Origin of the sequence: Pseudomonas sp. EA_35y_Pfl2_R111, from assembly GCF_963970955.1 — a bacterium.
Taxonomy (GTDB): domain Bacteria; phylum Pseudomonadota; class Gammaproteobacteria; order Pseudomonadales; family Pseudomonadaceae; genus Aquipseudomonas.
This window is the reverse complement of sequence record NZ_CAXAOM010000001.1, coordinates 1-16,712: the sequence shown is the minus strand read 5'-3', so window position 1 is coordinate 16,712 and position 16,712 is coordinate 1. Positions and strand designations below refer to the sequence as shown.

Here is a 16,712-nt window from a genome sequence, read left to right as displayed (position 1 = left end):
GCTTCGGCGGGTTTTTTATTACCTGGAGAAAGGCATGTCAGAGCTTCAAATACTGTTCCCAGCCACGGTTGTGGCTGATGTGAATGGCCGCGCGGTCGGGATAAAGCCAGTGCAGCTGCGCCACTTCGAAGTGTTTGGCAAAGCCTCAGCGGAGCTGATGGCGGCGCTGGCTAGCCCAACCCCTGGTGCGGTGCTGCTGTATGCATCCAAAAACAAGAACCTGCGGGCGATCCTTGGTCGCGCAACCACCCTCAATGCTTGGCAGATCTGGCGCTTGCCGGCCGCCGTGGCAGTTGAGTTGATGGTTTATGTGGTGCGGGTGAACGCCAGTTTTTTCGACCAAGCCCTGGTAGGACTGGCGGAAGTTCTAGCTGGGCAGGCATCACGCAACAACTGATTTCTGCAGGCCACGCCTGGGCTGATATCCAGGGTTATACCCTGCCGCAGGTCGAGGCGTTTATTGAGGCTGTGGCGGTCAGCAGGAAGGATGCGTTGCGAGATGCCGCGCTAGCCGGGCGCGCTGCCCGAGCATCCAAGAAAGACTTCCAGAAGCTCATGAAGGGGCTGGGTTAATGTCGAATAAAATTACCACCCAGCTGATCATCGAAGGCAAGAACAAGGCTGGTGCCGCCCTTACTGAGGCCGATCAGCAGCTCAATAGAATTGGCCTCAGCGCTAAATCGGCAGGCGCCTTTATTGCCAGCGCGCTTTCCGTAACTGCTCTGGCGGCCTTCGTTAAAACCAGCATTGATGCCGCAGACGCCGCCTCGAAATCTGCCAGTGCGGTGGGTTTGGCGGTCGAAGGATATACCGCACTTCAGTATGCCGCCGAGCTTGCTGGTGTTGGTACGGGCGAGCTTGACGCTGGGCTTTCGAAGCTAAACCGAACAATCGATGAGGCGGCCAATGGCGGCCAAGCACAGGCTGAGGCGTTCGACCGACTTGGTATCTCGGTTGTTGACGCCGGCGGAAAAGTCAAAAGCAGCGAACAGGTATTGGCCGAAATTGCTGACACGTTTGCGACCATGCCAAACGGCGTTCAGAAGTCGGCCATCGCGATGGAGTTGTTCGGTCGCTCCGGCGCCAAGCTTATCCCGCTGTTGAATGGCGGCTCTGCGGGGCTTGAGGAGTTGCGCAAAGAGGCTGAGGCTTTTGGCTTGGTTATCTCGACGGAAACTGCTGCCCAAGCTGAAGCCTTCAACGACAATCTTTCGCGGCTTGGAAAGATCACAACAGGTGCCGGCAATAACATTGCATCCGATCTGCTGCCGTCACTAGAGTCATTGAGCACGCTGTTGGTTGATGTAAGCAAAAATACAGAGGCATCAAGCATATTTGCTGATGTGTTGGGCGGTGCGCTAAAGGCGTTGGCCACGGCTGCCATCCTCGTTGGCGTCACATTCACTACTACCGGAACTTTGATTGCTGGAGCCGCCGCCGCAGCTGCGGCGGCCGCAAAGGGCGACTTTAGTGAGGCTCGCTCAATTCTGGCCGCCACCGCTACTGAATACGCGGCCCAAGTTGAAGGTGCGCTAAAAAGGTCTAATGAGCTGTGGTCTGAATCCGGGAAGGCTGCCGCCGCCGCCGCAGTAGAACAGGAAAAACAGGTTGGCGTACTTAAGCGAACCACCGATGCAATGGCCGCGCAGCTCAAGCAGCAGGTCAAGGATGCGAAAGCCGCCTTGTCCGAGAGAGTAAAGGCAGAGCGTGAGGCTGCAAAGCAGCTTGAGGACGCCAAGAAGGCACAGCTCGATACCGAGAAACGCTATAGCGAAGCCTTGGCTAATCTGGGTCGTGTGGGTGCCGGCGATCCCTCCTATGGAAAAGCCCAGACGCTGAAGGTTGGTGCGCGCGCTGCCCTTGCCGGCGGTGATATTGAGGGCGCTAAAAAGCAGGCCCAAGCCGCGCTGGAAGTGCTGGGGCAGCTGGCCGCAGCTGGCGGAAATACATACGGATTTGAAGGCTTCATTCGTGAGCTGCAAGAGATCGAGCAGTCTGCGGATCAGATCAATGTCGATAAAGCGCAGGCTAGCTTCAACAAGGCTGAGGAAGATGCCAGGCGCCTGAAAACTGTTCTGGATGAGGTGAGCGGCGTAAAGCTCAGCGTTGAGTTGCCGCCCGAAGAGGTAGCCCGCATCAAAGGCGTGATGCAGTCGCTTGCTGCTGAAATCAGCAATTCTATGGTGATCACCCCAAAGGTCGCACTGCCACAGCCCGGTGAGGCTGACGCAGATGGTTATGTATTCGTGCCAAACCTGCCGCAACCGCCCGGATTCGCTAAAGGCACCAACGCCGCCCCACCCGGGATGGCCTGGGTGGGCGAGCGCGGCCCAGAGCTTGTGAACTTCGCCGGCGGGGAGCAGGTGCTGACCGCAACTGCATCGCAAAACCTGATGGCGCGGATGGCTGGACTTAACATCCCCGATGTAAGCGCCGGGATGAGCGCTGCTGCAGCTAGCGCAAGTCCGGCTGCCGGGCGGGCATTCTTGGGCGATGTGAATATCCGCCTTCCTGGCGGTGAGTCTCTTACGGTTGCTGTTCCGTCTGACCAAGGGGCAAACCTGCGGTTGATGCGGCTGAAGTTTGGTGCAACTCGCAAGTAGCCGTCAGCCCGCGCCATGCGGGCTTTGATTTATCTGGAGCCTTGAATGTCTATTCCTATGCTGACGCTCGGCGGGGTGCCGATTGTGCCGCACTCCGGCACTGCTGCTCTTTCTTTGAGTAAGTTGAGGGGTAGTGCTCGCGCCCGCATGAGTCGCGGAAAACTGGTGCAGATGACTCACTGGAGTGGCAAGGCGGCTGGAACCATTAGCGGCCAAGGCTTTATGCCGCCAGGTCTTGATGGTCTTAATTATGACGGGCCGCTTGAGTTGCTGAGTGTTCAGCAGGAAAACATCACGGTACCAGAACTGTCAGTAGCGCTTAGCAGTACACCTCGGCCAGATTGCCAGCCTTGGGCTGAAGCATTGGTCGGTACTAAATGGCATCGGACTTCTTGCGATTTTGTTGACGGTGTAGCTACTGCGACGCCCGTGGCCGGCGCAACTCTTTACTCATTTTTCTGGCTCCCTGCTTACTGGGTTTTCGCGGAAGACCCAGACAAGGGCGCCGACCACACGGGCGCTTCTCGGCCATGCAGCTGGTCTTTCAGCTGGGAGGAAGCCTAATGCTCCTGGGCCTAGATTTGCTGGGCGGCGCGCCGCTTGGCTCGCTGCCGGGCGTCTATGTGCCACCGGAGCCGGTTGTTGTAGGTGGCAGTAACGCCATTGTGTGGACCACCCGTGTGGTTGTTGATGGTGTTGACTGGTCGGTTCGGATCACTGGTGAGGTTTCGGTCGACGCCGAGGAAGGTGCTGCGCGGGTTGCGCAGTTCACTCTATGCCTGCCATCTGGCCCGGTACTGCCGCTAGAGTGGCGGAGGCGCTCGGTGAGCATCGATTACCTGGACAACCTGGGTGAGTCGCACTTGTTCACCGGGCGCATTGTAGACCCGGTATGGAACCGAACTGACCGCACGCTGGCGTGCACCTGTAGCGATCAGTTGCAGGACGTGGTGGAGGCTATGTCGCTCGCGCAAGTGGCCGCACTGACCGGCGGGTTGTGGGCTGAGGATATTTTCGGCCCGTTAGAGGGGATCAGCCACTGGGATTATGCGCAACAACGCATGAGCACCCGCACGGCCTCTCTTGAGTGCGATGCCTACGGCGTGCCACGGATTACCAGCTGGTATACCAAGGCCACAGCTGATTATGTGTTCGGCGCCGACACTACGGTGTACGACAGCGTGACGGTCGGCTTCAGTGAGGACGTGCGCCAGACAAACCGCGTTGTGATCGAGGCGGACTACCGCTTCTCCCGGCTATGGCAACAGAACCAGAGCTATGGCTGGATGCACCCGGAGACCGGCGGCCTTTCGGGTGAGGGGGGCTTTTGCGCCTGGTTCGTTGACAGTACTGAGCTGCCAACCGTTGGCATGGTGGTTGACGCTTGCTCCAATGCCGGCCAGCAGCTGCTAGGTGGCGGCAGCTTCTACTACACCCTGCCAAGTGGCATCTGGTGCGATCCGCCTATTGGCTGGGTGAATGGCTTTACCGATCAGCTGCTGGGCTTTTCCCTGAACGTGGGGCGCCGCTGGGTGCAGCCGGTGACGGAGAAGTACACCCTTGAGGTGCGCGCGGATGCGGCAATAGCCGCTTACGGCGAAACCGTGCAGCGTGATAGCGCAGCCATTGATGTTGAGAGTGAGCGTGCTGAGCGCTGGGAGTCTGCGCCTTTTGGCGTACGCACCGCGGCTGATCCCGTTGGCGGCATCGGCAATACCGTACAGAGCTCGGAGGGCGGTGGCGGTGTGCCTGGCCGCCCGGAAGATAACGGCGTTCATGGGTTTGAGGATTTGCGCGATGAGGCCCGGCGTGAGCTTGGCCTGCAGGTGCTGCTGGCTCAGGCAAACGCCAGCATCATTGGCGAGCATCGCGACACCACAGTGACCTGGGATGTGCCCGCCGGCTGGGTGCATGGCATTGACTTGCGGCACACAGCCCGCGCCGAAGACCAGGGGGTTTTGACGCAGGGCAAGATCCAGCAGTTGCAATGGAAGCTGGACCATGAGGGCGGCGCTGCTATTTGCAGTGTAAGCATTGCATTGATGCGCGGCGGCGGTGATGTAAGTGACCCGCTGACACCGCCGCCCGGAATTATCACCCCGCCGCCTGATCCGCCAGGTGAAACCCCTGGTGGCCTGCCAACGCAGATCGGTGGCCGTGGTGAGGTTTACGACGACGAGGCCGACGGCTTCTCTGGCAACTGGTCGGTCGGCGATGGCATGAGCGAACAATTCCCGCGGCGCTTCCAGGTGACCGCAGGCGAAGTGCCGGCCGACCAGCGCGACGAGCAGCAGGCGAGTATCGAAGCGACGTACCGCGTCGTTATTCCTAATGATCTGTTGGAGCTGACGTGATGCCGACTCTAGAAGAGCAGCGCCGCGCCACTGGCGCGGGCATTAACGCCTCACGCCAGCCCACCGGCGAGGCCGAGCGCCGCGCCATCGGCCAGGGGCTGATTGCCCGCCGGCGCGGTGAGCAGCAGGTTGACGACATCAATGCCGTGGTTCGCCCTGAGCGGCAGCGCCGCACATTGCCAACCCTGGAGCCGCGCGGTGCTTTAGGCCCGCAGAAGGGCCGCGGCAATTACGTGCCGCCACGCACTCAGCCAGGCGGGGCTACAGGCATCGCCAGCCCACTGACCGAAACGGACTACGCGGCGCGCGAGTATTGGCCGGAGCAGCCAATGGTGAGTGTTGAATGGCTGCTTTCATTCCGTGGCCGACCAATCAAGAAAATTGTGCAGACAGATGCGAACACGTTTGAGGTGGTCCAGCTTTTCGCCCAGCCACCAACGGAGGAGCCGTGATTTCAGATCAATTTCATCCGCTTGATGAACTTGGGCTGTTTGGTCACACCATCCACGGCCTAGTGACTGGCTCAATCGTCTCGGCGTTCGTTGAAGTAGACGGCGTTCAGTTCCCGCTGCCAGCGGATTATGAAGTTGCAGAGGGAACCCTGCAGATCGTACGGCACCCAGATGCTGGGCCCGTTGCGCTGAGCCCGGAAGTGCTGGCCGCTGAGCGCGTTGCCGGGCGGGTGTGGCAGAACTTCGCACTGGTAAAAGAGGGAGCAGGCTGGCTGTCGATATTCGGCAAGCGGGTGCATGGCTGGATATTCATCGACAGCCTAGGCCAGCGCTGGCTGGCGCGGCCACTGTCGCTGCCGAACGCTGTATCGGGGAGCCCTTACTCGTTCACGCTGCGCATGGTGCCGTTCGGTTACTTAGATGGTGCGCCGATGGAGCCCGTAGAGCTGGAGCTAACGTGCCCAGACATCGCGCAAGTGACCGGCGGCAATCGCTTCGTGCGGTTGATAACCGCAAACAGTACGGGCACGCGTGGCGTGTTGCAGCTGGTACCGACAACCCCAGGCAATGCGCTGCCAAGCGGCTTTTTGGAGATCACAATTAGTGATGTTGGAGGTGTGCCCAGCGCCGCCCTGAGTGTGCTGCTTAGCCAGGAAGGCGCGCGCGGTGAGTGGGATACCACGCACCCTACTACCACAAGCCCAGCATCCCTTTTCACCTACCACAACTTGCTGGTGGCCGCTGAGCTGGCCGGGGCTGTTTACCCTGAGGGGCCGGATATCCCTTACTTTCCGGATGGTGGCGGCACTGCAACTGTGACGGTTACCGGGCTGGTTGAGACGCCGGTAGGCGCTGGCCTTGATATCTACGCAAAGGGGAACGTGAGCATCAGCTGCGGTCGCACCGGGCGTGTGCTCACTATGGCATTCGACGACACCGACACCCTGGTGCCGCTGACCTTCGATACGCGCTATGACTACGCGGCGTCGGTGCCAGAGTGGTCTGGCGAGGCCGGTGGCGTGATTACATCATCGGGCGATGACGTGCACATTAATGAGTACCCCTGGACGGTGGTCGATGCGCCATCCGTAGAGGTCTCGCGCACCATGAGTGAGTCTGTCGAAAGCACGATCACCGTGCGTCGCGGTGGGGTTGAGGCCTTTCATGTGACCAACCGGCGCAGCTATAGCGCTTCGCTGACAGCGGAGCTTGAGCCTTATGCAGGGGCGTGGGGCTGGGCTGCTGGCTACATTGGCCGCTGGGCGGGCGCTGGCATGTTCGCGTTCGCTGAGCGCGTGGACACATCCGCCGCGACCTCGCCCGCTGGTGCAACAGCCGAGAAGGGCGGGCCCTGGCCGGAGACTACCGCAACCATTCCCGACAATGTGCTTGGCAATGGCGCGGTGACCTACTTGAGCAGCTTCCCGCTCGGCACCACAGAGCGTGATGCGGACGTGCTGGATTTTGCCTTTACGGTTGCCTACCGATTTGAGTTCGACGTAGAGCGGGCAACACTCGATGAGCTGGCCGATGGCGGCACCGTTGTCCGCGAAATCGGGCTGGTGTTCCCCCATGCAGAGCTGCTCGCTCGTGGGCTCGATCGAACACGCGCAGTGGCATATGACCCCATCAGCCATGCGGTTTCCGTCGCCGATGAAGTCGGCCAACTGATTAGTTACGTCTGAGGTAAATCCATGAACTTCATTAACAACTGGCGTCAGCAAATGGCGCTAGCGATGGCGGCTACCTCGGTGGCGCTGGATCTGCCAGATGGCCAGTACGTGCTGACCATGAGCGACGGGTTGGGCGCGAGCGCTACGGAGTGGGAGTACATCGGCGCCACCGTAACCGGCGGTTCTGCAGAGCTTCAGCGGGGGCAAGAGGGCAGTTCCGCTCAAGATTGGCCCGAGGACAGCTGGATTTACTGCAGCATTACGGCCGCCGTGCTGGCCGCCCTGGTTGCGCAGCAGACAGCTCAGGCCGTGCAGGTTGCTGCGCTGACTGAGCGCTTAGAGATACTTGAGGCCCTGGTACCGGCGCAGCTGATTGTGACTGTTGGCGGGGATACCGACCTTGCTGGCTACCAGTCAGGCGCCATCGGCAGCGTGATGCCTGGCATGCTCAACATTCCGGGTGAGGGCGTGTTCACGTTGCAGGCCGCCACCTTCGACACGCCTGGCGAGCCCTACTTCGGGCTGATATTCAGCGGGCACTTCCCTGTTGAGAGCATCGTTAGCATCACCGTGGAGGGCGTTGGCACGCTGGATGTGGCTGACGGGTTTGCCACCAACTCCGGTACCGGCGAGGACGCCGTGACCCTTTACTCCTGGGAGGACGTAACCACCGACTGGTTCGCCTCTATCGGCCAAAGCCGCTCCATCACGTTCACCTTCGCCGCCTGACGGCACCACCCCTTTTAGTGGAGTAGCCAGCCATGCAGCCGGCCCGCCTAAACCTGCGCATTAATCAGGGTGCAACCCTGCGAAAGCCGCTGCTCATGATGCAGCCGGTGTACCGCTATAAGCCCATCACCGCCATCCAGGCCACCGCGCCACTGCTTCTCACCGTTGAGAACCATGACCTGGCGGGCGAGTGGCCCATTTGGATTGAAGGCGTGACCGGCTGGGGCGAACTTAGCCGGGATAAGACCCGCCAACCCTTCCACCTGGCAAAGGTGGTCGATGCGGACACCCTGGAGCTGAACGCCTTTAACGGCACCGGCCGCAACGCCACAGGCGGCATGCTTGTGTACCAGCCGGCCGTCGACCTCACCGGCTGTACAGCCAGGATGTTCATCCGTGATGCCAGCGGCGCGCTGCTGTTGGAGTTGACCACCGAGAATGATCGGCTGGTGATCGGCGCGCCAGGCCGCTTGATCATCACACTGACCGCCGAAGAAACCGCCGCCATCACCTGGACCCAAGGCCGCTATGACCTTGAGCTGACCATGAGCAATGGCGACGTGACCCGCTGGGCCGAGGGTGATGTGGTGGTAAGCCGGGAGGTCACTTATGACTAGCTGCCCCCGCGTACTGGTAACGGCGGAGGCCTTTGCGCTGGTGGTTGAGCCTGAGCTGGCGCCAGTCACGCTGGTGGCTACTGGGGAGCAGGGGCCGCCAGGGCGCGCAGGTGAGCCCGGCCCGGCAGGCGGCTCAGCTTTCCAGCGCACTGCCGGCGAAGTGCTCAGCGCCCTGCGCGCGGTATATGAGCTTGATGGCCAGGTGCATTACCTGGATTACCGCGACGAAGACAACATCGATCTGCTGCTCGGCCTGACCCTGACCGCTGCAAGCTCGGGCGAGCAAGTCAACATCCAGCGCTCTGGCCCTATCGACGATAGCGGCTGGAGCTGGACGCCTGGGCCTGTATGGCTTGGCGCCGCCGGAGCGCTGACTCAAACCCCGCCGGCTGACGGCTTCGACGTGCTAATCGGCGCGGCGGTATCGGCCACGCGCATCACCCTCAACCTGCAGCAACCCATCGAACTACCGGAGTAAACACCATGGCTCAATCTTTCCTGGCCCGCGTAGGCGGCCGCCTGAAGCAAATCGCTGCAATCGTGACCTCGGCCGGCGCCGGTGATGCCGGCAAGATCGTTGCGCTGGATGGCAGCGGCAAGCTGGATACAAGCCTGTTGCCGTCTGGTATCGGTGCCAACCAGGTGGTGGCGGTTACCTCGGAGGCTTTGTCCGCCGGCGATTACGTCAACCTGTTCAGTGACACCGGCACCCTGAAGGCCCGCAAAGCCGACAACAGTAATGGTCGTGCTGCCTTTGGGTACGTTGAGGCCGCTGTTAGCAGCGCCGCGAACGCCACTGTGAAGCGCCTCAACACCGTCAACTCGCATCAAACCGGCTTGACCGAGGGCGCTGAATACTGGCTTGGCACGGCAGGCGGCGTGATCTCGACTCCGCTGGATGCGGCTGACGTGGCCAACGCCAACAAGGTTTGCCAGTACCTTGGTATCGCAAAGTCTGCTACCGAGATGGTTACCGTTGAAGAAGCGCCGGTGGTTCTGTAATGACCGTCCGCAAGCCGGTTGTCATGGCAGGCGGTCGGCCCCGTCAGCTGCCGGCTGGCGATGTACTAAGCGGCGCCTGGGTATCGTTTACCACTGACTGGGCGTCGTTTTCGCTGGGCGGTGAAATAATCATCACAAACACCCTGGGCGGAAAGGCTGAGGATTGGAATGCTGAGCTGAAGTGCTTTACGGCTCAGGGCGGATACTCAGTCGACGAAGAGGTGCCTTGCTTGCTGGGTGCTGACAGCTACACCAATGCTGGCTTTCAAGTATCCAAAAACACCTCCGCCGAGATCCGTGTGCGGTGCGGTAGCAGTTACGGGGTTTCACTGCTCAGCCCTGGTACTGGAGCAAATTTCAGGACAACCCCGGCATCCTGGAAGGTTCGGTTTACATTCTGGAGGCGCGCATGACTGCTGTTACATATGTCGATGACGCCGGTAAGCTGATTGCAACCTATTTGGGTGTCCACACACCTCCAGCAGGAGGTACTCCTGTGGCGACTGCGCCAGAAGACGCGCGCGAGACTTGGGATGGCTCGGAATGGCGCCTGCCGGGTATTGTTGATAAGGCCGAAAGGCTGAGAATTAACAACGAGCGTTACGAATCCGCCACCCGCGCCATCACGGCCGACTACCCGCAGCTGGAAAAGGACACCTGGCCGACCCAGGACAAAGAGTCAAAGGCCTGGGTGGCTGATCCCGATAATGCACTCACGCCCTGGATTGATCGGGCCGCCTTAACGCGCGGCATTGATCGGGCTGAGTACCTGCGCCGCACCTTGGCCAAGGCTCAGCAGTTCGAGATGGTCAGCTCATACCTCACCGGCACTCGGCAGAAGTATGAAAACCAGATCAAAGCCGGTGCCGATCCAGTGCTGGACTACACAATACCGGGCAGCCTCTACGCCGAGATGCAGGCGCAGGCCCTGCGAATCATGACTACCAATGCCGCAGAGCTGCAGGAGCTTTTCTGATGCCGGTACAACTCGCGCTGTACAAAGGGAAAGGGCAGCTCGGCAACGCCGCTATACGCTGGTGGACGGGCAGCCAATACAGCCACTGCGAGCTGGTGGTGGATGGCTGGTGCTATTCCAGTTCAGTGATGGACAAGGGCGTGCGCCGTAAGCGTGTAGGGCCTGGCAAGGATGAAATCAGCCTGGGCGAGGATCACTGGGATCTGATCAAGCTGCCCTGGGCAGACGGCGATGCCATCGTGCGTTACTTCGAGGCCACTGACAGCGACGTTTACGGCTGGCCATCACTGATTGCCAGCCAGGTATTCAACCGTAACCGCCCGACCGAGCATGCGGCGTTCTGTTCAGAGTGGTGCGCCCGCGCGCTGAGCCTGCCAAGCCCTTCGATCTACAACCCGGCAACGGCTGGCGTGTTTTGCAACTGGATGACTGAGCGCTGGAGTATTCGGGTGGCCGCGCTAAGCTGCTAGGCACCTGTGCAAAAGGAGCTTGCCTGTGACTTCGGTACTCACCATCCCCCGCGTTATCTTCTATCCGTGCATCACCATATTCGCCATCGTTTGTTGTTACATCGGCTACAGCTATGGCGTGAACGCTGTTCCTCTCGGGTTTGAGATTATCGAGCTTCCCGTCTGTATCCCGGATGCGGTTGCTCCAGTCGTAGCCCTGTAACCACGCCGCCGCCTTAACCAGCCCGCCTAGTGCGGGCTTTTTGTTGCCTGGAGAAAAGCATGCCCATCACAGAGGCGCAGCTGCTGCGCATCCTGCCGAACGCCCGCCCAGTTGCGGGCGTTTTTGTTCCTGCACTCAATCAGTCGATGGCGCGCTTCCGGATTGATAGCCCGGTGCGCGCCGCGGCCTTCATTGCCCAGGTCGGGCATGAGTCTGGCCACCTGCGCCACTTGGTCGAGAACCTGAACTACAGCGCTCAAGGCCTGGCCGCTACTTGGCCAAGTCGTTACCGCGCTCCGGATGGCAAGCCGAACGCCTTGGCCCTGCGCCTCGCCCGCAAGCCCGAGGCCATCGCCAACAATGCATATGCCGATCGCAACGGAAACGGCCCTGAGCATACCGGCGACGGTTGGCGTTACCGCGGTCGATCGCTGATCCAGATCACTGGCCGCGCCAACTACCGCGCCGCCGGCGCCGGCCTCGGCCTGCCACTGGAGCAACAGCCCGAACTGCTCGAGCAGCCCGAGCATGCCGCCATGGCTGCCGCCTGGTGGTGGGCAGAGCACGGCTTGAATGAACTGGCCGATGCCGGCCGCTTCGAGAAAATCACCCGCCGCATCAATGGCGGCCTGAATGGCCAGCCCGATCGGCTTGAGCTGTGGGCTACGGCCACCGAGGTGCTGGCATGACCTGGCTGAAGCTTGTCCCGTCCTGGGCGTGGCTTGCCGGCGCCTGGGCTCTGTCCCTGGTGCTGGTCGGCGGCGCGCAGCAGGTGCGGGTGTCGCTCGCCCAAGTTGATGCGGCTCAAGCTGTTGCCGCCAAGGAGCAGCAGACGGCAGTCCATGAACAGACCCTGAGTGAGATTGCTCGAGCAGCAGCCCGCCAGCTGCAGGCCCAACAAGAACAGCGGCAGGCCTTAGAGCTGCGCTTGGCCGCCCTCGATGCCAAAGAACACAAGGAGCTTACCGATGCACAAGCTGAGAATGACCGCCTGCAGCGCCTTTATGCTGGCGCTGATGCTGAGCGCAAGCGGCTGCGCATCGACGTCATCGTTGCCTCCAATGATCGCGTCGTGTCCGATACCGCCAGCGCCGGCAGCGTGGGCAATGGAGCCAGCGTCGAACTCAGTGAACGAGCTGGATCAGCTTTTTGGAATATCCGGGGCGGAATGATCAGCGACCGGGCCAAGCTGGCATACCTGCAGGGCTATGTGTGCGAGCAGCGGCCAGATCTTGCGGCGTGCAAGTAGCTGGGGCGTCAGTCAATCGCTGCAATAAGGGCTTTGCCCTGGTTCTTCACATTCCCCACGGGCTTGCCCACGCGGTGCCAGGCGAAGGCATCAGCTGCCAGGCCGCAGAGCGCCACGATCTCTTCGATGCGCTCTGCTGGAGTGGCGCTGTCCAGCCACTCAGCCGCAACGGCTGGTGGCAGAACCAATGGGCGCCGGTCGTGGATGTCCAGCAGTCCAGCGTCTGCCGCGCCGGTCACGATGGCAAAGCCGTCATCATCCTGCTCAGCTCGGGTCTGCGTGGGGAACAGGCCGACAGCCGCAAAATACAGCGGTGCCTTGTCGGCAGCATGGAGGAAGTAGGGCTGCTTACCCTCGGCTGCCACCCATTCATACCAGCCGTCGGCAGGCACTATCAGCCGGTGATGCCTGGCCGCCGCCCAAAACTTGCTGGTCCATAGCGTTTCCGCCCTGGCGTTTATCGCCGGAGGTTTTCCGCCTTTTGCCCAATGTGGCTCCCATCCCCAGCGCAGTGTCTGTGGTCTGGCACCGCCATCCTCGCTAGTCAGCACCCATACGCCGGTACTCGGCGCCACGTTGTATCGCTCGATTTGAATATCGCTGACCACTCCGAAAAGCTCGCCCTGCAGGCTGAGTAGCTTCACGTAGGCACCAGGTGCCGCTGCCTGCACAAAGCGTCCGCACATACATCCTCCCGTCGCTATCGTTTGACCGCTGCTCAAATGGTGAATACTGTATTCATATACAGTATTTGATTTAGGCAACATCACATGGGCAACGCAACCATCCTCGGCCCTCTGGGCATCTCGACTTCCGAGCTGCCCTTTTTTTCCTTCCGCATTCCTGCAGGGTTTCCAAGCCCGGCGCAAGATCATCTCGATCAGAAGCTATCCCTGGATGAGCTGCTGGATATCGATGCGCCTCACACCTACCTGGTGCGGGTGATCGGCGACAGCATGATTGGCGCCGGCATCTATGAAGACGACATTCTGGTGGTGAGCAAGGCTATCCCTGCGCAGCACGGCGATATCGTCATTGCCGAGCTGAACGGCGAAACCTTCGTGAAGCGCCTGACGCGGCAGGGTTTGCAGTACGTGTTGTGCTCAGAGAACCCCAAGTACCCGCCACGTTTCATCATGGAAGGGGATGAGCTGTTGGTCTGGGGGGTGGTAACTGCCAACATCCGCCGGCACCGATCCCATGCTTGAGCCAACCATTGCGCTGATCGACTGCAACAGCTTTTACGCCAGCTGCGAGCGCGTGTTCAGGCCCGACCTGCGGCGCACTCCTATTGTGGTGCTGAGCAACAACGACGGCTGCGTTATAGCGCGATCGGCCGATGCCAAGCCCTATGTGAAGATGGGCGCGCCCTGGTTCGAGATCAAGAACGACGTTCGCCGCTGGGGCATTATGCCGTTCTCCAGCAACTACGCGCTGTATGGCGACATCAGCGAGCGCGTGATGACGGTTATCGAAAGCCTGGTGCCGGCGCTTGAGGTTTACAGCATCGATGAGGCTTTTGCCGATTTGACCGGTATACCTGGCTCAATGGAAGCGCTTGGCCGGGAGATCCGCGGCCAGGTGCTGCAGCGCACTGGCATCCCCACCGGAGTGGGCATCGCCAATACCAAGACGCTGGCCAAGCTGGCGAACTATGCGGCGAAGAAGTGGCAGCGACAGACGGGTGGGGTGGTGGACCTCCGAGATCCTGAGCGGCGCGACAAGCTGCTGAAGGTAACGCCGGTTGGCGAGGTGTGGGGCGTTGGTCGACGCATGACAGCTCACCTGCTGGGCATGAGCATCAAGACGGCCTGGGAGTTATCGCAGGCCGACCCCTGGACCCTGCGTAAGCAGTTCAGTGTGGTGATCGAGAAGACCGCCCGCGAGTTGCGCGGCACCTCATGCCTGGCTCTGGAAGAAGCGGCCCCGCCAAAGCAGGAGATATGCTGCAGCCGTGCCTTTGGTAAGCGCCTGCGCGAGATAGAGCCGATCCGTGAGGCGGTGGCCACCTACGCGGCCAGGGCCTGCGAGAAGCTGCGTGCGCAGCAGTCACTGACCAAGCGGGTAAGGGTCAGCATCAGAACCGGCATGTTCAACCCGGACGAGGTGAAGTATGCGAAGGGCATCATCTGCGAGCTGCCATACCCGACAGACGACACGCGGCTGATCACCCGGGCCGCCGTTGCTGGCCTTGATCATCTGTACCGGAAAGGTTTCGCCTACGCCAAGGCCGAGATCCTGCTGCTTGATCTACGCCAGCGCGGAGAGTTCACCGACGATATGTTTGCCGAGACTCAGCCGGTGGTGGCAGAGCAGGTGATGGGCGTGCTCGATGAGATCAACGCAAAGTGGGGGCGCGGAACGCTGAGGCCAGGCCGGGTACCGGTAGCGCCTGACTGGGGGATGAAGCGGGAGATGATGAGCCCGAGCTATACCACCAGGTGGGATCAGCTGTGGACGGTGAGGGCGGTTTAGGGGAGTTCGACTATTCGCATCGAAACTGAGAAATGCACTGTCCAGGGCAGGTCTGCGAACTCATCGTCGCCACCTTGTTGTATTTCTGACAATGAACGATCGCTTTGTTCAGTGCGTCGAGATAACGACTCTGAGCTGTGCCGTGCTGATAAATGGCCACATGCTCGTTGAGCTGAATTGGTTTGGCTGAGCAGCCGACAAGCAATACAGCAGTTGCAGCTAACAAAATAATCGCACTGAATTTCATTTTGGCGCCTAGGGGCAGATTTTAGGGGCTCTCACCGGCGTAGGTTGTACCAATTCCTGTACCACTGGAAGGGTAAGTGAGGGTGTCGGAGGGTGTCAAAGCTCCGTTAGCGCCAGTAATCGTGCTGTCGCTGGCACCCTTAGACGCCCAAGGAAATTGAAAGAAAATGTCGCAGCTTGTTCTGGCGATAGGCTAGGGGGGCTGCGCAAAACCACCGCTGGAACCAGCATGGCATGGTTTGCAAAAGCACAAATAGTCTCGTTTTTTGCGGCGGCTGGATGGTGCTGTTCTTGTTATTTATCAACAGCTTAGCGCTGTAAAGGCTGTAGCATGGGGTGCTAGGGGTCGAGTGTTCGAATCACTCCGTCCCGACCATATAATTCAAGCATTAGAGCCTGGTCAGTGATGAACAGGCTTTTTTGTGTCAGGGACTTTTGCGGGACTTCTTTCATCCTGCCTTCCTCCTCAGTCTTGTCAGCCCGGCCCACGTGAGTCGGTAGCCGACATCTTGTTGGTTTCATCAATCAGCTTGCCAAGTTTTGCTAGTGGCTGGTGATGCTGTCGTTCTTGTGGCTTGGCAGGGCCTTTCTGTTTTCCTCGGTGACTCCAGCATCCCTTGGTCTTTGATCAACGGTGTGCTTCAGGGTGTGGGCTCGTATCGAGGCAAAGGCAGAGGGATGGCGAGCTGTCTGAGAATATGCCGATTGCAGCGCTGCTTAATAAAGCCGGCTTGGTGAAAAACGCCGCGATGGCGCGTGATCTTCTGGGTTCCGGCGGTGTGCGTGTGGATGGTGAGGTGGTGGATCGCTCCTATATATATAAGGTAGGTGCTGTGCGCGTCTGCCGGGCCGGCAAGAAAGCGTTCGCGCGAATCACGCTAAAGGCCGAGTAATCGGTGGCACGTTTGCGTGATGGTTGCGACAAAACCGTTGAAGCGTCAGCTTCAACGGTTTTGTCGTTTCTGCAGGCTGCGCGTAGGAGCTGTGTGGCTGTAGCCCTTGAATTCGCGGGTATTGAAACAAAAGCATAACAATCGATTGACCTTCGTTGGGTAGTCCCTATAATGCGCAGCTCTTCAGGCGGATGCGGCTCCTTAAACTTCTTATAAAACAAGAAGTTAGATTTAAAGGAGGGGTTGCAAGGCAGCGAAAGCTGCGTAGAATGCGCCTCCTCTTCAGGGGGGGTGTAGCTAGGTCTGAAGGGGTTCGGTCAGGTTGGTCGAAAGCGGTAAAAGAGGCGGTTGACAGCGGTTTGAAACGCTGTAGAATTCGCCTCCCGCTGACGAGAAGCTAGATGTTGATCGAAAGCGCAAGTGGTTGAGATTGAAAAGAAATTTTCACTCTCGGTAAGAAAAACCACTTGACGGAGAATGAGGCTGCTGTAGAATGCGCGCCTCGGTTGAGACGAAAGGATCAGCCACCCGCTCTTTAACAACTGAATCAAGCAATTCGTGTGGGTGCTTGTGAGGTAAGACTGCTAGTCGCAAGATTATCAGCATCACAAGTTACTCCGCGAGAAATCAAAGATGTAACCAACGATTGCTGAGCTAAGTTTAGGGTTTTCTCAAAACCCAAGCAGTATTGAACTGAAGAGTTTGATCATGGCTCAGATTGAACGCTGGCGGCAGGCCTAACACATGCAAGTCGAGCGGTAGAGAGAAGCT

General features: G+C 59.8%; 19 protein-coding genes, 1 rRNA gene and 2 pseudogenes. 19 read left to right on the top strand and 3 right to left on the bottom strand.

Annotated features, from left to right (window positions below; all coding sequences use genetic code 11):
• Positions 1 to 34 precede the first annotated feature (34 nt).
• The 15 genes from AACY25_RS00110 (at position 35) to AACY25_RS00040 (ending at position 12,327) form a co-directional block, all read left to right on the top strand.
• Positions 35 to 397: a hypothetical protein gene (locus AACY25_RS00110; protein ID WP_339521729.1), complete on the top strand. Its 363-nt coding sequence runs from the start codon at positions 35 to 37 to the stop codon at positions 395 to 397.
• 175 nt (positions 398 to 572) lie between these two features.
• Positions 573 to 2,603 carry a hypothetical protein gene (locus tag AACY25_RS00105; protein WP_339521728.1) on the top strand — a complete coding sequence of 677 codons (2,031 nt, stop codon included), beginning with the start codon at positions 573 to 575 and terminating at the stop codon, positions 2,601 to 2,603.
• Positions 2,604 to 2,648: 45 nt separating this feature from the next.
• Positions 2,649 to 3,167: a hypothetical protein gene (locus tag AACY25_RS00100; RefSeq protein WP_339521726.1), complete on the top strand. Its 519-nt coding sequence runs from the start codon at positions 2,649 to 2,651 to the stop codon at positions 3,165 to 3,167.
• Positions 3,167 to 4,957, top strand: coding sequence for a hypothetical protein (locus tag AACY25_RS00095; RefSeq protein WP_339521724.1), 1,791 nt, complete (start codon positions 3,167 to 3,169; stop codon positions 4,955 to 4,957). The genes AACY25_RS00100 and AACY25_RS00095 overlap by 1 nt, the downstream gene beginning before the upstream one ends.
• Positions 4,957 to 5,409 carry a hypothetical protein gene (locus AACY25_RS00090; protein WP_339521723.1) on the top strand — a complete coding sequence of 151 codons (453 nt, stop codon included), beginning with the start codon at positions 4,957 to 4,959 and terminating at the stop codon, positions 5,407 to 5,409. The genes AACY25_RS00095 and AACY25_RS00090 overlap by 1 nt, the downstream gene beginning before the upstream one ends.
• Complete coding sequence (locus AACY25_RS00085) at positions 5,406 to 7,094, top strand: hypothetical protein (protein ID WP_339521722.1); 1,689 nt, start codon at positions 5,406 to 5,408, stop codon at positions 7,092 to 7,094. Before AACY25_RS00090 ends, AACY25_RS00085 begins: the two co-directional genes overlap by 4 nt.
• Before the next feature lie 9 nt (positions 7,095 to 7,103).
• The gene (locus AACY25_RS00080; protein WP_339521721.1) at positions 7,104 to 7,811 is read left to right on the top strand and encodes a hypothetical protein; all 708 of its coding nucleotides are present in this window, start codon (positions 7,104 to 7,106) and stop codon (positions 7,809 to 7,811) included.
• Between the two features lie 32 nt (positions 7,812 to 7,843).
• The gene (locus tag AACY25_RS00075) at positions 7,844 to 8,428 is read left to right on the top strand and encodes a hypothetical protein (RefSeq protein ID WP_339521719.1); all 585 of its coding nucleotides are present in this window, start codon (positions 7,844 to 7,846) and stop codon (positions 8,426 to 8,428) included.
• Positions 8,421 to 8,906, top strand: a complete 486-nt coding sequence (locus AACY25_RS00070) for a hypothetical protein (protein WP_339521718.1) — start codon at positions 8,421 to 8,423, stop codon at positions 8,904 to 8,906. The genes AACY25_RS00075 and AACY25_RS00070 overlap by 8 nt, the downstream gene beginning before the upstream one ends.
• 5 nt (positions 8,907 to 8,911) lie before the next feature.
• Positions 8,912 to 9,430 carry a hypothetical protein gene (locus tag AACY25_RS00065; protein ID WP_339521717.1) on the top strand — a complete coding sequence of 173 codons (519 nt, stop codon included), beginning with the start codon at positions 8,912 to 8,914 and terminating at the stop codon, positions 9,428 to 9,430.
• Between the two features lie 409 nt (positions 9,431 to 9,839).
• The gene (locus tag AACY25_RS00060; protein ID WP_339521715.1) at positions 9,840 to 10,406 is read left to right on the top strand and encodes a hypothetical protein; all 567 of its coding nucleotides are present in this window, start codon (positions 9,840 to 9,842) and stop codon (positions 10,404 to 10,406) included.
• The gene (locus tag AACY25_RS00055; protein ID WP_339521713.1) at positions 10,406 to 10,876 is read left to right on the top strand and encodes a hypothetical protein; all 471 of its coding nucleotides are present in this window, start codon (positions 10,406 to 10,408) and stop codon (positions 10,874 to 10,876) included. Before AACY25_RS00060 ends, AACY25_RS00055 begins: the two co-directional genes overlap by 1 nt.
• Positions 10,877 to 10,901: 25 nt before the next feature.
• On the top strand, positions 10,902 to 11,078 hold the full coding sequence (locus AACY25_RS00050) for a hypothetical protein (protein WP_339521711.1): 177 nt from the start codon (positions 10,902 to 10,904) through the stop codon (positions 11,076 to 11,078).
• Between the two features lie 59 nt (positions 11,079 to 11,137).
• Complete coding sequence (locus AACY25_RS00045) at positions 11,138 to 11,767, top strand: glycoside hydrolase family 19 protein (protein ID WP_339521709.1); 630 nt, start codon at positions 11,138 to 11,140, stop codon at positions 11,765 to 11,767.
• Positions 11,764 to 12,327: a lysis system i-spanin subunit Rz gene (locus tag AACY25_RS00040; RefSeq protein ID WP_339521708.1), complete on the top strand. Its 564-nt coding sequence runs from the start codon at positions 11,764 to 11,766 to the stop codon at positions 12,325 to 12,327. The genes AACY25_RS00045 and AACY25_RS00040 overlap by 4 nt, the downstream gene beginning before the upstream one ends.
• Positions 12,328 to 12,335: 8 nt before the next feature.
• Here AACY25_RS00040 and AACY25_RS00035 read toward each other — a convergent pair whose 3' ends face one another.
• Positions 12,336 to 13,013 (bottom strand): SOS response-associated peptidase, encoded by a 678-nt coding sequence (locus AACY25_RS00035; RefSeq protein WP_339523769.1) that lies wholly within the window; start codon positions 13,011 to 13,013, stop codon positions 12,336 to 12,338.
• 84 nt (positions 13,014 to 13,097) lie between these two features.
• On the opposite strand from AACY25_RS00035, the gene AACY25_RS00030 reads away from it, so the two are divergent.
• Entirely contained in the window at positions 13,098 to 13,535 is a 438-nt protein-coding gene (locus AACY25_RS00030) for a LexA family protein (RefSeq protein ID WP_339521706.1), read from the top strand.
• Positions 13,528 to 14,802 (top strand): translesion error-prone DNA polymerase V subunit UmuC, encoded by a 1,275-nt coding sequence (gene umuC, locus AACY25_RS00025; protein WP_339521704.1) that lies wholly within the window; start codon positions 13,528 to 13,530, stop codon positions 14,800 to 14,802. The genes AACY25_RS00030 and umuC overlap by 8 nt, the downstream gene beginning before the upstream one ends.
• Positions 14,803 to 14,812: 10 nt before the next feature.
• Here umuC and AACY25_RS00020 read toward each other — a convergent pair whose 3' ends face one another.
• The gene (locus AACY25_RS00020) at positions 14,813 to 15,049 is read right to left on the bottom strand and encodes a hypothetical protein (protein WP_339521703.1); all 237 of its coding nucleotides are present in this window, start codon (positions 15,047 to 15,049) and stop codon (positions 14,813 to 14,815) included.
• Positions 15,050 to 15,497: 448 nt separating this feature from the next.
• Positions 15,498 to 15,726 (bottom strand): annotated as a pseudogene (locus AACY25_RS00015) (tyrosine-type recombinase/integrase); the annotation flags it as partial.
• Between the two features lie 5 nt (positions 15,727 to 15,731).
• Here AACY25_RS00015 and AACY25_RS00010 point away from each other — a divergent pair.
• Both AACY25_RS00010 and AACY25_RS00005 read left to right on the top strand, forming a co-directional pair.
• Positions 15,732 to 15,941 (top strand): annotated as a pseudogene (locus AACY25_RS00010) (S4 domain-containing protein); the annotation flags it as partial.
• A 690-nt stretch (positions 15,942 to 16,631) separates the two neighbouring features.
• Positions 16,632 to 16,712 (top strand): 16S ribosomal RNA (locus AACY25_RS00005); the annotation flags it as partial.